11 protein-coding genes are annotated in these 14,647 nt (G+C 47.2%); 4 read left to right on the forward strand and 7 right to left on the reverse strand.

Annotated features, from left to right (window positions below):
• From BKB51_RS04860 to BKB51_RS04890, 7 genes are all read right to left on the reverse strand, one after another.
• Positions 1-1,446 carry an ATP-binding protein gene (locus BKB51_RS04860; protein WP_085899935.1) on the reverse strand — a complete coding sequence of 482 codons (1,446 nt, stop codon included), beginning with the start codon at positions 1,444-1,446 and terminating at the stop codon, positions 1-3.
• 397 nt (positions 1,447-1,843) lie between these two features.
• Entirely contained in the window at positions 1,844-2,593 is a 750-nt protein-coding gene (locus BKB51_RS04865; RefSeq protein WP_085899936.1) for a TlyA family RNA methyltransferase, read from the reverse strand.
• The gene (locus BKB51_RS04870; RefSeq protein WP_085899937.1) at positions 2,586-4,019 is read right to left on the reverse strand and encodes an MATE family efflux transporter; all 1,434 of its coding nucleotides are present in this window, start codon (positions 4,017-4,019) and stop codon (positions 2,586-2,588) included. Before BKB51_RS04870 ends, BKB51_RS04865 begins: the two co-directional genes overlap by 8 nt.
• Positions 4,020-4,207: 188 nt before the next feature.
• Positions 4,208-6,145: a 1-deoxy-D-xylulose-5-phosphate synthase gene (dxs, locus tag BKB51_RS04875; protein ID WP_198946633.1), complete on the reverse strand. Its 1,938-nt coding sequence runs from the start codon at positions 6,143-6,145 to the stop codon at positions 4,208-4,210.
• Positions 6,146-6,288: 143 nt separating this feature from the next.
• Complete coding sequence (locus tag BKB51_RS04880) at positions 6,289-7,176, reverse strand: polyprenyl synthetase family protein (RefSeq protein ID WP_085899939.1); 888 nt, start codon at positions 7,174-7,176, stop codon at positions 6,289-6,291.
• A 38-nt stretch (positions 7,177-7,214) separates the two neighbouring features.
• Entirely contained in the window at positions 7,215-7,490 is a 276-nt protein-coding gene (locus BKB51_RS04885; RefSeq protein ID WP_085899940.1) for an exodeoxyribonuclease VII small subunit, read from the reverse strand.
• Between the two features lie 111 nt (positions 7,491-7,601).
• Positions 7,602-8,537: a histone deacetylase family protein gene (locus BKB51_RS04890; RefSeq protein WP_085899941.1), complete on the reverse strand. Its 936-nt coding sequence runs from the start codon at positions 8,535-8,537 to the stop codon at positions 7,602-7,604.
• A 375-nt stretch (positions 8,538-8,912) separates the two neighbouring features.
• Between BKB51_RS04890 and BKB51_RS04895 the strand changes: the two genes are divergently transcribed.
• From BKB51_RS04895 to BKB51_RS20625, 4 genes are all read left to right on the forward strand, one after another.
• Positions 8,913-10,115, forward strand: coding sequence for an efflux RND transporter periplasmic adaptor subunit (locus BKB51_RS04895; RefSeq protein ID WP_085899942.1), 1,203 nt, complete (start codon positions 8,913-8,915; stop codon positions 10,113-10,115).
• Positions 10,115-13,321: an efflux RND transporter permease subunit gene (locus tag BKB51_RS04900; protein ID WP_085899943.1), complete on the forward strand. Its 3,207-nt coding sequence runs from the start codon at positions 10,115-10,117 to the stop codon at positions 13,319-13,321. The genes BKB51_RS04895 and BKB51_RS04900 overlap by 1 nt, the downstream gene beginning before the upstream one ends.
• A gap of 158 nt (positions 13,322-13,479) precedes the next feature.
• Positions 13,480-14,214 carry a DUF4336 domain-containing protein gene (locus BKB51_RS04905; protein ID WP_085899944.1) on the forward strand — a complete coding sequence of 245 codons (735 nt, stop codon included), beginning with the start codon at positions 13,480-13,482 and terminating at the stop codon, positions 14,212-14,214.
• A 56-nt stretch (positions 14,215-14,270) separates the two neighbouring features.
• Complete coding sequence (locus BKB51_RS20625) at positions 14,271-14,534, forward strand: hypothetical protein (protein ID WP_125911790.1); 264 nt, start codon at positions 14,271-14,273, stop codon at positions 14,532-14,534.
• Positions 14,535-14,647: the final 113 nt, after the last annotated feature.

Genomic DNA, 14,647 nt, shown 5'->3' on the forward strand with positions numbered 1-14,647 from the left:
TCAAGATGATACCGAAGCTGTTTGTTGAAGCAAAGATGCGCGATCAATCAAACGATCAACCGGGAAATTAATCGTTACGGATGTTCCTTTATCAGGCTCGCTCTCAATAGAGAGTGAGCCTTGATTTCTTTCAATGATTGCCTTCACAATACTCAGGCCCAAACCACTCCTCTCTTCCGCCTCCTCATCCGATTTCCAGAAGGGATCAGTGACAAATGGCAAATCCTCTTCCTTAATACCTGTCCCCGTATCGGAAAAACGAATACTTAGGCCGGAATAGGGATCATAAAGAGCGGTGACATCAACTCTGCCTTCACGCGGGGTAAAGTGGATCGCATTGTTTAAAAGATTGATGATGATCTGTTTGAACCCCTGAGCATTGGTTCGCAGATATGGTAAATCGTCTTGAATGGAACACTCAACAAGAACCCCTTCGTCAGACGCTCGTAAATCAAGTGCGCGCACACAATTCAATACTTCATCACTGACATCCAGCTCTTCATCCTGTAATCCTGCTTCTGCAGATTCCAGCCTCGATATTTGCTGAATATCCGTCACCATCGTCATGAGGCTTGAACCAGCTTCAAAGATGTATCCCAGATACTCTTCGCGGCGTTTCTGATCGACTTTATAGTCATCCTCTTTCATCAAAATTTCTGAAAACCCGATAATGGCATTGAGCGGCGTTCTCAATTCATGACTCATGTTCGCAAGAAAAGAGGTTTTTGCCCGGTTTGCAATCTCCGCAGACTCCTTGGCTTCGGTTAAAGCTCTGTCGTGTTGGTCAATCGTGATCAACATATTGTTGTAGGCTTCAACCGTTTGCCCAAGCTCATCGTCAGATCGCCATTTCACCAACACGGGCTTTTTCTGATAGGCCATTTCGTCAATAGAAGTGGACAGCAGTTTCAAAGGACGACCTATGGTACGATTAATCGCAATCGCCGCTCCTCCACCAAGAGTACTTAGAATCAATAAAAAGATAAAAGCATCAACAAAAACACGGGTCCATACATCTGTATAGGCACGATCTGTCGTATAGCCAACCTCCAGATGCCCCAAAACTTCTTTGTTATCAAAGACAGAATAGATAAGCGGAATACGAATAAAATCGACTTCTGAAAGTTCGACATCTGATGCATTCGGATCTGCTGCCGGATAAAATTCCCCAGCTCCATCTGGCAAAATAATTCTAACCCGAACAAGATCCGGATCTCTCATCAGAGTTTCCAGCACAAGTATCACAGTGCTTTCATCATAATCCCAAAGAGATCGGGTTAAGGGAATTGAAACTTTGGTCGCCACATCGCGGGCGCGTTGCGCGATACGCTCTTCCTCCAACCTGAAAAAGCGCGCTTCAAAAAACAGGAACGGCACCAACCCTGTAACCAAAACACACAGAGTACAAATCACCAATAATTTCGTACGGACAGATTTAAAAGCCATATTGACCTAACGCCTACACTTCCCGGTTTCACTATTATTGAACCGACACAAGTCAGCGATCGTTGTCTTTTTTATACCCAAGCCCCTGTTTGCCATTAAAAGCTGCCCCCAAAGCAATCATCCAATGTTTGTCGGGCACGCCATTAAACAAATGGCAATAGTACCGGGAGAATCTAAATACTCTATCACCCAATACTTTTGCAGATGACAAATTCTATCCAACCCACAACTTACCCGACGATTCTTGTATCTTTGTTATACTGACAAGATACCGCGAGACCGTTAACAGGGGATAAAGATATTAACCTTAAAAAGATTAGTGTTTCAGAGGAATGCGCTTATCTTAACAGCCTCAGAGAAAAGGCTTGATTAACCATCTTCTTTTATATGGAAACTGTTATATAAATTTACGGGCCGCAATCAAAAATTCGATATTTCCTTCGGGACCTTTAATCGGGCTTTCCGTTAGCCCCAGAACAGCCCAATCAGTTTCCTCGTTCAACCAGGTTTCAATACGGTCACAGACTTCACGGTGCAGTTCCGGTTCACGTACAACACCACCCTTGCCAACACGACCTTTACCAACTTCGAACTGTGGTTTGATTAACGCAATCATAAGTGCCCCAGATCCAGCTAAGGACATTGCCGCCGGCAATACAGTCTCTAACCCGATAAAGCTTGCATCGCAGACAATCATATCAAGAGTTTCGGGAATTTGCTCTGCTGTCAAATGGCGTGCATTTGTACGCTCCATCACAGCAACACGCTCATCTTTACGTATTTTCCAGGCAAGCTGCCCATGCCCAACATCAACGGCATAGACCTTCTTAGCACCATTGGTCAGCAGAACGTCGGTAAAACCACCTGTCGATGCGCCAACGTCCATACAAACCTTGCTTGTGGGGTCAATGTCAAATTCCTTGAGCCCTTTTTCAAGCTTCAAACCACCACGGCTTACCCAAGGATGGTCCTCTCCCTTTACAGTGAGCGGCGCATCCTCTGCCAAGGGTTGACCGGGCTTGTCAATCCGTTTGGTTTCGGTATAAACCTGTCCAGCCATGATCCGTGCTTGTGCCTTGGTCTTGCTTTCGACCAATCCCCGATCAACCAGTAACTGATCAGCTCTTTTTTTCCCGACTTTAGCCACGTTCCATGCTCTTGTAGTTCATTAATCCCAGGCGTTCGCGCCATGCGAAACGTATTACAAAGACCACTGCCACAAAAGCAAGGCCTGCTGCAAGGCCTAACCAAATGCCTGTACCACCACCACCAAGAATAAAACCGCCATAATAAGAGATTGGCAAACCAAACACCCAGTAACCCATAATGGCCAGTATCATTGGGACTTTGGTGTCACTCAATCCCCTCAAGGCCCCCGCGGCAACAACCTGACATCCGTCAACCAGCTGGAAAAGTGCCGCAACAGCCAGATACGAAACAGCAAGCCCAAGAGATATCTGATTTTCAGGCACATCAAGATCCAGATAAAATCCGATAAAAAACGTGGGTATCAACCAGAAAGCCAGACAGGTCGTGATCATGAAACCTGTTCCCATGACGATCGACACCCATCCTGCTTTTTTAATACCTTCAGGATCATTCTTACCCAGCGCCAGACCAACACGGATTGTCGCCGCCTGACTGATCCCTAGGGGCACCATAAAAGCAACTGACGCACATTGCAGGGCAATCGCATGAGCCGCCAGTTCATTTGTACCAAGCCAGCCCATCAAAATCGTTGCAGCGGCAAACAAACCTGTTTCTGCCGTCAAGGTACACCCAATTGGTAGTCCGATACGAAATATCTCTTTAAAACGCGCCCAGTCAGATTTCCATAAGCGTACAAGAATAGCATATCGTTTGTACCGCTTATGGGTCATGATATAGCCGAGTATCAGCAAGAACATCAGCAAGTTCACCAAGGTCGTGCTTATCCCTGCACCTGCCAACTCTAACCTTGGGAAGCCCCAATTGCCGAACATCAGCGCGTAGTTACAGATTGCATTTACGACAATACCAATAATCGTAATATTCAAAACGACTGTTGTTTTCCCGTGAGCAGACAACAGACACCGCAACACAAGGAATAAAAATGATGGAAAGAAATTCCATACGGCAAAGCGAATGTACCCTTGCGCCAGAGCTGCATTTTCCTCGGTTTGACCAAGTAATAGGAAAAACACCTCGGCGTTCCATATCAATGCAATAAGAACAGCTGCGACAACCACTGAAACCCAAAAGCCCTGCCGTGTCGTGCGGCGAACAGATTTAAAATCACGTGCCCCAATCGCCTGCGCCATCATTGGCGCAACTGCAGTGATAAGACCGATACCAAAAAGGAGAAAAGGACTCATTAAGCTGGTCGCCAATGTTCCAGCAGCCAGAAACTTTGGGCCCAACCAGCCCATCATAATAACATCGGTCGTAAAGAGAGCCATTTGCGCCACCTGTGCAACCACAAGCGGCCAAGCAAGGTGAAAGCTTGCTCTGACTTCATCAGTCCACCCGATAGAAGGCGGCAATGGCTGGCCAGAAGCCTTAGAGGCTCTGCCTGCAAACAGTCCGGTTGACATTAGACGGATCCCAAAAATTGAAATTTGCCAACGCACGCAGCCGATTATGCGGTTGTTCGTCGTCCCTTTGGGTAAGGCAAACCTAATACGAAGAAGAATACCCTAGCGACTTGAAAGTCAGTTGTATAGAGCTTTTATAAAGTTACCTAAAGTCGCGGTATAAAACCATAAATCCTGCATATGCGATTTTACGCAATCGAAGAAGATGATTTCGTGACTTCCTGACCTAACGCACCCATTGCCTTGGCAAAGATACCATCCGCATCCAAACCAGCCTGTTCCAACTGTTTAGCTGGACTGTCATGGTCGATAAAGATATCCGGCATACAGACAGGACGGAATTTCAGTCCATTATCGAACAGACCTTCATTTGCCAGTAAATTGGAAACAAGCGAAGAGAAACCACCAATAGAGCCCTCTTCCACTGTCAGGAAGACCTCATGATTGGATGCAAGACTTTTCACCAACTCTGCATCAAGCGGTTTGGCAAAACGTGCATCAGCAACTGTTGCACTAAACCCATGCGCCGCAAGCTTATCTGCCGCTTCCAGACAATCAGCAAGACGCGTGCCCAAAGCCAATATAGCAACATGCTTGCCTTCGCGAAGAATACGACCTTTACCTATTTCGATAACAGAACCACGCTCTGGTAATGTGACTTTACCCGTTGCTTCGCCGCGGGGGAATCTAATCGCACTTGGCTTGTCATCAATGATGGCAGAGGTTGCCACCATATTCATCAGTTCAAGCTCATCTGAAGGCGCCATAATAACCATATCGGGAATACAGCCGAGATAAGCCAGATCATAGCTTCCCTGATGCGTAACCCCATCAGCACCAACCATGCCGGCGCGGTCAATAATGAACCGTACGGGGAGGCTTTGGATGGCCACATCATGGACCACCTGATCATAGGCACGCTGTAAAAAGGTAGAATAGATCGTTGCGTAAGGTTTATAACCATCACAAGCCATTCCGGCGCAGAAAGTCACCCCATGCTGTTCTGCAATCCCAACATCAAAGGTACGATCAGGGAATTCTTCCTGAAACAGGTTCAAGCCCGTCCCTGATGGCATCGCGGCCGTCATGGCAACAACCTTGTCATCATGTTTGGCTTCGGCAATCAATGCCTTGGCAAAAACATTCTGATACAACGGTGCTTTAGGTGGTGTTTTTTCCTGTTTCCCACTCACCACGTCAAATTTTGAAACACCATGATATTTATCCGCAGCCTTTTCGGCTGGCTCATAGCCCTTACCTTTTTGTGTAACTGCATGGATAAGGACCGGGCCATCAAAACCACAATCACGAACGTTTTTCAGAACAGGTAAAAGGTGGGAAAAATCATGCCCGTCAACAGGACCGATATAGAAAAAGCCAAGTTCTTCAAACAGCGTTCCACCTGTAAAAAATCCGCGTGCATACTCTTCTGCGCGTTTAGCAGCAGTCTCAATACGCGGCGGAAACTTACTAATAATTTCTTTCGCCAGGTGTCGCATGGATTGATAAGGCTTGGCAGAAATCAAACGCGACAGATATGCACTCAACGCACCAACCGGCGGTGCAATTGACATATCATTATCGTTCAGTATCACCACTAACCTGGAGTTCATCGCACCGGCATTATTCATGGCTTCATAAGCCATGCCAGCAGTCATCGAACCATCGCCAATAACCGAAATAACATTATTCGTTTTACCTGCGAGATCGCGGGCCACGGCATAGCCTAGCCCAGCAGAAATAGATGTCGAACTATGCGCAGCGCCAAAAGGATCGTAGATAGATTCCTTACGCGTCGTGAAACCGGATAGCCCACCACCTTGCCTAATAGTACTCAGTTGGTCGCGACGCTCTGTCAGAATTTTGTGCGGATAGCACTGATGTCCAACATCCCAGATGAGCTTATCGTCAGGAGTATTAAAAACGTGATGGATTGCGACAGTAAGTTCAACAACACCCAAGCCAGCACCCAGGTGTCCACCTGTACGAGAGACAGCGTTCAACATGTCCAGACGTACTTCTTCAGCCAGCTGTGGAAGCTGACTTTCATCCAGCTTGCGTAGATCAGCCGGATTATGAATTGTGTCCAACAACGGGGTCTGACGATTGTGCCCGAACTGACTCACCCTTATCTCCATCACATCTTTTCTCAACAATCTTCATACGAAGTTTTGAGATAATTTCATGTCCCGCGACAGCCAGCCCAAAAGTATAATTCTTTTTGGGTTAACAATTCTATAGGAACAAATCAGGTCTTAAAATTTTGACTTCAAGACCTACGTTCAACAATAAATGTGGCCGTATCGCGAAGTAACTGCGCCTTTCCTGCGAAAATATCAAGTCTAGATTTTGCAGAATCAATTAATTCGTTTGCTTTTTCACGGGCATTTTCCAGTCCAAGCTGCCCCACAAATGTCGCTTTACCTGCATCATTATCAACTCCGGTGGGTTTACCCGTTTCTTCAGGTGTGGCTTCATGATCAAGCAAGTCATCAACAATTTGAAAGGCAAGACCAATGTCTTCGGCGTAAAGGCTTAACGCCCGATATTCTTCAGATCGGGCATGTCCCAATATCGCACCTGCCTCACAGGCATAGCGAATCAAGGCTCCTGTTTTCAGTGCTTGTAAGCGCGTGATGCCTTCTAAATCCAAACTCGCCCGAGACGGAGACAGATCAATCATTTGTCCGCCGACCATCCCTCTAGAACCCGCAGCGACCGCCAATCCAGATACAAGTTTTAATCGAACCCCCATATCAGGATGCGTCGCCTGATCTGCCAAAACAGCAAAAGCTTCGGTAAGAAGCCCGTCTCCCGCAAGAATAGCCGTCGCATCATCCCACTTTTTATGAACGGTCACTCGACCACGTCTAAGATCACTGTCATCCATGGCTGGCAGATCATCATGCACAAGACTGTAGCAATGCACCATTTCCAGTGCCGCAGCGACCTGAAGCGCACAGGCTTTATCAACATCAAAAAGCTTTGCTGTTTCCATAACAAGAAAAGGACGTAAGCGTTTCCCGCCGCCCAACGCACTATAGCGCATAGCTTCGACGACTTCACCTTCTGGAGTTCTAATTGTCGGCAAAAGCTCATCAAGTTTTTCTTCGACTGCGTGCGCGCAGTCAGCCAAAGCGATAGAAATATCAGACATGTAGACGCGTATCCGTTATGGCTTTGAACGAATGAATGTCAGGAAACATCAAAGGGTTCTGTACGCGGTTGCCCATCGGGCCCCATGGCGATTTTTTCAATCTTTTCCTGAGCTTCGCGAAGTTTTGTTTCGCAATGGGCCTTCAGCTTGGCACCACGATCATAAGCATTAATTGCTTCATCAAGCTTGCCTTCGCCTTGTTCAAGACGCTCAACAATTGTTTTCAATTCAGCAAGAGCAACCTCGAAACTCATGGTGTTGATATCAGCCAGATTGTCGCCAGCCAAACTGTCACCAGATTGTGTATTTTCCATAGAGAAACCTCAAATTACATATTCCCCTGCACTCTACGTCTTCATCCCCCGGCAAACAAGGATAAGTCATGACTTTTGAAGCATATTTTCCTGTGAAAAAATGACGCGTAGCTATTCAGCCGCGTTCATCAATGCCTTTACATGCAGCGCGACAGATCTCGCAAGAGCATCTGTGTTATACCCCCCCTCAAGAACCGAGACCAAACGCCCCCGGCATAGATCCTGAGACAGTTCAACGATGCGTTTACTTACCCAACCAAAATCTTCATCTTCCAGATTTAAGGATGCCAAGGGATCTTCGCGGTGCGCATCAAAACCAGCAGATACAATAATAAGTTCCGGCTCAAAATCCTGAACCGCAGGAAAGATCTTGTCCTCCATAGCCTTACGAAATTCAAAAGACCCGGCACCACTTGGTAAGGGACAATTCATAATGTTCCCTGCAACACCTATCTCCCCCCCGCTCCCGGTCCCCGGGAAAAGAGGTGATTCGTGTGTTGAGCCATAAAACATGTCGGGATCATTCCAGAAAACATCCTGCGTGCCATTGCCATGGTGAACATCAAAATCAATCACTGCGACTTTCTTTAACCCATGCGTATTCCGTGCCTGATACGCCCCAATAGCCGGATTACAGAAAAGGCAAAACCCCATGGCCCGATCACGTTCAGCATGATGTCCCGGGGGACGGCTCAGACAAAAAGCGTTATCGACCTCGCCTGTTATAACAGCATCAACAGCAGCACAAATCCCCCCCGCAGCACGCAACGCTGCTTCGTCGGAATCCTTACAGATAACAGTATCGCCGTCTATGGCAACATATCCGGTATCGGGAATGGCATCAAAAACTCTGGCGACATGCTCTTCTGTGTGTGCCCACAATAATTTGGCATTATCAACAACGGGCGCTTCACGACGATCCAGTCCATCAAAATCAGCATCGGATAATGCCTTGAGCGTTTCTTCAATTCTACGAGGAGATTCAGGATGATGAATACCCGTATCATGCAAGAGGCTGACAGGATGATTAAAAAGCGCCGTCGTCATAAATGTCTCCTCATAAAAATACCATGCATCATAGAAAATTATTGGGGATCAACTTGCTACTTCTATAGCTATAACATTATTTGATCCAGAACGACGGAAAAATTAATGCCATTCGTTTAAAAGAACAGAGCATAATCAGTTCTTTATAAATTTGGAAAATGTAAATAAATGATTTAATGCGATGACGAACCCTTTACAGATCAAGAGATCATCAACTACAGTACAAAAAGAGAACGGCATCGCAATTTAGTGCAATGCCGCGTGCTTTCCTATAACATCGCCAGTGGTGTTGAACATATTCTCAGCAACCACAGGATTAAATCGTTTCAAATATCGATCAGGCAACTATGTCTGGTTTCATGTCAGGAGGCCGGTTTGCGCCAGCTGTTTGTCACTTCTTATCTTCTGATAGCCGCAAGCTTGATGATTGCTCCCCAATATGCTTCAGCACAGCAACCCTCGCTGGTTGGTGTTGATAAAGTACGCATCGAGTCCATGAGCCAGACAGTTCCTGTTATTGGACGTTTGGTTGCGAGACAAACGGGAAATGTGTCAGCCAGAATAGCTGGTCCAGTCGATGAAGTTCTCGTCGAAGTCGGCGACAAAGTCAGCGAAGGACAAGTCATCGCGCGTCTGAATGCAGCGACCTTGAAAGCCGAGCGAGATCTGGCGGCCAGTGAAGTTGCCGCTGCCAAAAGCAAACAGGGTACCTTTCAGGCAAGACTAAAGCTCGCGGGACAAGAGCTACAGCGTATGGAGAGACTCAAAAAATCTGCAGCGTTCAACAAATCACGCTACGAAGATGCGGTTCAAAACAGCTCGATTGCCAAGGCCGAAGTATCTCAGGCGCGTGCTGATATCAATACAGCCCAAGCCCGTCTTCGCCGGGCAGAAATAAACCTTGCCTACACAGAGATCAAAGCACCTTATGATGGCATCATCATGGCAAAAGAAACAGAAACAGGTGCCTATGTAGCAACCGGAGATGCCGTGGTTACTTTGCTTTCACGCGAAAGCCTCGAAATCGAAGTTGATGTACCCGCACGTCGACTTGCCGGTATAAAAGCGGGAATGGAATTCACCCTGAGCCTAGAGGACAACACACCACTTGTTGCAACAATCAGGGCAATTCTGCCTCGTGAAAATCCTCTGACCCGTACGCGTCCTGTCAGATTAACTGCAGAACTTCCCAATCAAGATACTCTGGCAAACAATCAGAGTATTACTCTTCTGGTTCCTGCTGGCCCCAAAAGAGAAGTAGCAACAGTCCACAAAGATGCGATCATTCAAAGCCCTAATGGACCCATGGTTTTCCTAAATGCTAACGGTAATGCACTACCTCGTCCTGTTCAACTAGGACAACAGATTGGCGAACGTATCGAAGTCATATACGGCCTGCAAACAAGCGATGAAGTTGTGATCCGTGGGAACGAAAGACTGTTCCCCGGTGTTCCGCTTCAGGTTAATGACGCGGCATCGCCTGCAGAAAAAGGCACACAAGAAGAAAATACTGCAGATCAAGCCCCAGAAGAAGGTATAGATAAAGAAGATACAGATAAAAACGAGGGAGCCTCGTAATGAATCTGATCAAAATATCAATCGAGCGGCCTATCGCGATCATATCTGCCGTGATCATGGTCGTTCTATTCGGGGCCGTGGCTCTACAGCTTATCCCAATCCAGTTGACCCCGGATGTTAACCGACCAGTTATCACCATCAGAACCAACTGGGCCGGAGCAGCTCCGGCAGAGGTTGAGCGCCAGATCATCACCGAGCAGGAAGAAAAGCTTAAGGGCCTAGAAAACCTGCACAGTATGACCAGTAACTCATCCTATGGATCTGGTCGAATTACTTTGGAATTTAACGTCGGCACAGACATGGGCAAGGCCCTCCTTCTGACTGCCAACCGCCTGGACCGCGTCAGTGGTTACCCGGATGAAGCTGACGAGCCAACGCTTGATACTGCGGGCGCCGAAGATAGCCCCATTGCCTGGTTTGTTCTCACGCGTGAAGATGGCAACACAACCCCGATCCATACCTATGGTGATTTCGTAGAAGACATTGTCAAAGACAGAGTTGAACGTGTTCAAGGCGTTAGTGGCGTCAATATTTATGGCGGCAGTGAGCGCGAAATAGAAATCGTTATCCAACCCGAACTTCTTGCTCGGTACGGCCTAACCGCGAGTTCAGTGGTCAGTACACTCAGAGCAGCCAGTTCTTCGATTTCAGCTGGTGATGTGGAAGAAGGCAAAAGACGTTATATCGTTAGAACCGAAGGTGATCTAAACACACTCGAAGCTGTTAAAAAAGTTGTCTTGCGGAGTACGCGGGACGCCTTTACTGGCGGTGTTGCCCGCGTCACCGTGGGCGATATTGCACGTGTAAACTTTAACTACAAAGATCCCGGGGCCAAAATTCGGGTGCTCGGTAACGCCGCGATCGCTTTCAATGCCACTCGGGAAACAGGGGCCAATGTCATCGAAACCATGGATGGCATATATGAGGCAGTGGAAGAGCTTAATGCCCGGGCAATACCCGAGGCCGGGCTGAAACTGGAACAGGTTTACGACGAAACAGTTTACATCAATTCTGCGATTGATCTTGTCCGCCAAAATATTTGGTTTGGTGGTATACTCGCCGCAATTATTCTTTTGACCTTCCTAAGGTCTGTGCGTGCCACCGTTATTATTTCCATGGCGATCCCCGTCTCTGTCGTCGGGTCTTTTGTTGCCATGGCAGCCCTTGGCAGATCCATCAATGTGATTTCTCTTGCTGGATTAGCTTTTGCTGTCGGCATGGTGGTTGATGCCGCCATTGTCGTTCTCGAAAACATTTTCCGCCTGAAAGAAGAAGGTAAATCACCTGCTGTCGCGGCTTATGAAGGTGCACAACAGGTTTGGGGCGCAATTCTGGTTTCGGCACTAACAACGGTTATGGTCTTTATTCCGATCATGATTATGGAACTGGAAGTCGGACAGCTATTTCGGGACATCGCAGTTGCCATATCTGTATCGGTTACTCTATCACTCATTGTTTCTATTACGGTTATCCCTGCGCTATCCCGGCGGTTTTTACGTGACCACGACACCGATGGCAGTGATACCGTAAAACGTATTCCTCTGCCTGGAATTGATCAGTTTGGCTCTGGTTTTGTTCGGTTTGTCATGGGCTTCCAGACCATTGTTGTACAGCGGAAAATAGTCGCTATAGCGTTGGTAGGTGCTATTACCGCCATCGCGTCCTTAGGAACATGGAAATTCCTGCCCAAGCTGGAGTACTTGCCTGAAGGAAACCAAAATTTGGTCTTTGGTGTTATCATCCCGCCACCAGGCTATAACCTCGATACCATGACATCAATTGCTGTTGAGGTAGAGAATTCTATTCGTAACTTGTGGGCAAGCGAAACAGGGCCAGAATCCGAACCTGATCAGCCCCCAAAAATGGAACGTTTTTTCTTTGTTGCGACAAGATCAAACACCTTCCTCGGCGCTATTTCCGTTGATGGACAACGTGTAGGTGAACTCATTCCCGTTCTTCAAAAGCCTGTCTTTAAAGAACCCGGTACCTTCGGCTTCATCTACCAGCCCTCCCTATTTGGGCGTGGCATCGGTGGTGGACGTAAAATTGACCTCGACATTTCCGGGTCAAATCTTAACGAAATCCTTGCCATCGCCGGACAGGCGACCGGAAAGATGCTGGCCGTTTTCCCTACCAGTGAAGGCAACCAGTTCCGCCCCAAACCGGGACTTGAACTTGGTGCCCCAGAAGTCCGTGTTTTACCCGACAGAACACGTCTGGCAGATAACGGGCTGTCCGTTAACGATCTTGGCACCTCCATTGATGTCTTTAATGACGGCCTTAGAGTGGAAGAGGTAACTGTTGGAAACAAGCGCCTTGATCTAACCCTTAAAGGTCCGAACAAAGGCGTTACTCAAACGCAGGGGATTTCAAGTCTGCCTGTCGTCACATCTGATGGCACAATTGTTCCAGCGTCCAGTCTTGCCGATATTATTCTTACAGCTGGTCCGACCGAAATTCGTCACCGTGAACGCATGCGGACAATTACACTGGAACTCCGTCCTTCAGCGGGCGTACCTCTCGAAGAAGCTCTGGATATACTTCAGGCAGAAGTCATTGGCCCGATGGAAGAAGCCGGACTGCCAAACGATGTAAAGATGAGCCTCAGCGGAACAGCCGATAATCTGGCACAGACCTGGGATGCCATGGTGGTCAATTTGTTACTGGCGATCGTCATTGTCTATCTCGTGATGGCCGTTCTTTTTGAGAGCTTCGTCTATCCCCTGATTATCTTGTTGGCAGTTCCTTTGGCGACGGCTGGTGGTGTCGCAGGCTTGGTATTCCTCAACACCTTTGTGTTCCAACCGTTGGATATGCTGACACTCCTCGGTTTTGTCATTCTGGTCGGGATCGTGGTGAACAATGCTATTCTGGTCGTCCATCAAACCCTTCATCATTTGAGGGTCGAGAACATGCCTGCACAACAGGCTATTCTTGAGGCTACCAGAAACCGTATTCGTCCTATCTTTATGTCAACACTGACATCGGTCGTTGGCATGCTGCCACTGGTTCTGGTGCCCGGCGCAGGTTCTGAACTTTATCGCGGTTTGGGATCTGTAGTAGTTGGTGGGCTCTCGTTATCAGCCGTTTTAACTCTGCTTATCATTCCGCCGATGCTTTCCTTGATGGAACGCACTCTTGAAAAAGACCGCCTACATAATCAGGAACTGAAATCCCGCCCGGGACTGGCAGAGGCAGCTGAATAGCGCGATGATCGTTTTGCAGAAATAATATACTTCTGCAAAACGATCATCCTACAAAAAAGAAGTCTTTGGTACTCAAAGGCTTCTTTTTTGTGCGCAACACTGTTCCACAAAATCCAACCCTCTACCAATAAGTATTAATCAATAACGAGCTTAAGATTATGACCACGAGTCTTTACACTCCAATCAATACACTTAAACCAATTGGGGAAGACATATGGATTGCGGACGGACCTTCTGTATCTTTCTACGGCATTCCCTTCCCTACCCGCATGACCGTGGTCCGGTTAGAGAGCGGGACCCTTTGGGTGCATTCCCCGATCGCTATCAATAAAGAGTTATTGGACGAGATTAATCTTCTGGGCGATGTTAAATATCTCATTGCCCCTAACAATATCCACTATCTCTCTGTCGGCAAGTGGCAGGAAATCTATCCAAATGCTCAAGTATGGGCGGCCCCAAATGTTGCCGACAGAGCCAGAAAATACAATATTCCCTTTCCGACATTCCAAGAGTTAGACAATACGCCTCCTATGGCCTGGGAGCAGGAAATCGATCAGGTCTATGTGCAAGGTAACAAAATACTGCACGAGATCGATTTCTTTCACAGAAAGACGAAAACGCTAATACTCACTGATCTTATTGAAAATTTTGAAGCACAGAAGCTGCCTTGGTATTTTGCTTTTTTATGTAAGTTGGCCGGCAACCTTTCTCCAGATGGAAAAGCCCCTATAGACATGCGTATGGCTTTTTCAGGGGGACGAAGCAAAGCCCGAAAAGCTATTGAGCGCATGATATCGTGGAAGCCCGAAAAAATTATTCTCGCCCATGGTAAATGGTATGACAAAAACGGGACAGTCGAATTAAAACGTGCCTTTCGTTGGTTACTTTCCTAATCATACCATTTTCAGTTTAGATCGGTTTCTTAATCGTCAAGAGAAAAACGTCATAAGTGCGTTCTTCGAATGGCATCAACTCGCGCCCGGTTGTTTCGCAAAAATGCTTAAAATCAAGTTCGGCACTGTTATCCGTTTCAGGACCAGAACCCTGCCGTGGTCTGGGGGCTGTTTTGCTTGGTGAACTTACACTATCAACCGTTTTGACTCTACTGATCATTCCGCCAATGCTCTCCCTGTTGGAACACACTCTTGAAAAAGATCGCCTTCATAATCAGGACCTAAAATCCCGACCAGGACTGGCAGAGGCCGCGGAATAAAGCTTTGGAAATCCTGATAATTAAATACTCTTTGATACAGTTTCCAGAATGAAAAAAATCCAGCTGTACTCAATACAGCTGGATTTTTTTAACAGATACTTTTACCCTGGATT

The organism is Kiloniella majae, assembly GCF_002118315.1.
In the GTDB taxonomy this organism is placed as follows: Bacteria; Pseudomonadota; Alphaproteobacteria; order Kiloniellales; family Kiloniellaceae; genus Kiloniella; species Kiloniella majae.

Excerpts from the sequence above, each read along its gene's own strand:
- BKB51_RS04870 (WP_085899937.1), bottom strand. The coding sequence starts at position 4,019 with ATGTCAACCGGACTGTTTGCAGGCAGAGCCTCTAAGGCTTCTGGCCAG.
- BKB51_RS04880 (WP_085899939.1), bottom strand. The coding sequence starts at position 7,176 with ATGTCTGATATTTCTATCGCTTTGGCTGACTGCGCGCACGCAGTCGAA.
- BKB51_RS04890 (WP_085899941.1), bottom strand. The coding sequence starts at position 8,537 with ATGACGACGGCGCTTTTTAATCATCCTGTCAGCCTCTTGCATGATACG.
- BKB51_RS04905 (WP_085899944.1), top strand. The coding sequence starts at position 13,480 with ATGACCACGAGTCTTTACACTCCAATCAATACACTTAAACCAATTGGG.
- BKB51_RS04885 (WP_085899940.1), bottom strand. The coding sequence starts at position 7,490 with ATGGAAAATACACAATCTGGTGACAGTTTGGCTGGCGACAATCTGGCT.
- BKB51_RS04900 (WP_085899943.1), top strand. The coding sequence starts at position 10,115 with ATGAATCTGATCAAAATATCAATCGAGCGGCCTATCGCGATCATATCT.
- BKB51_RS04860 (WP_085899935.1), bottom strand. The coding sequence starts at position 1,446 with ATGGCTTTTAAATCTGTCCGTACGAAATTATTGGTGATTTGTACTCTG.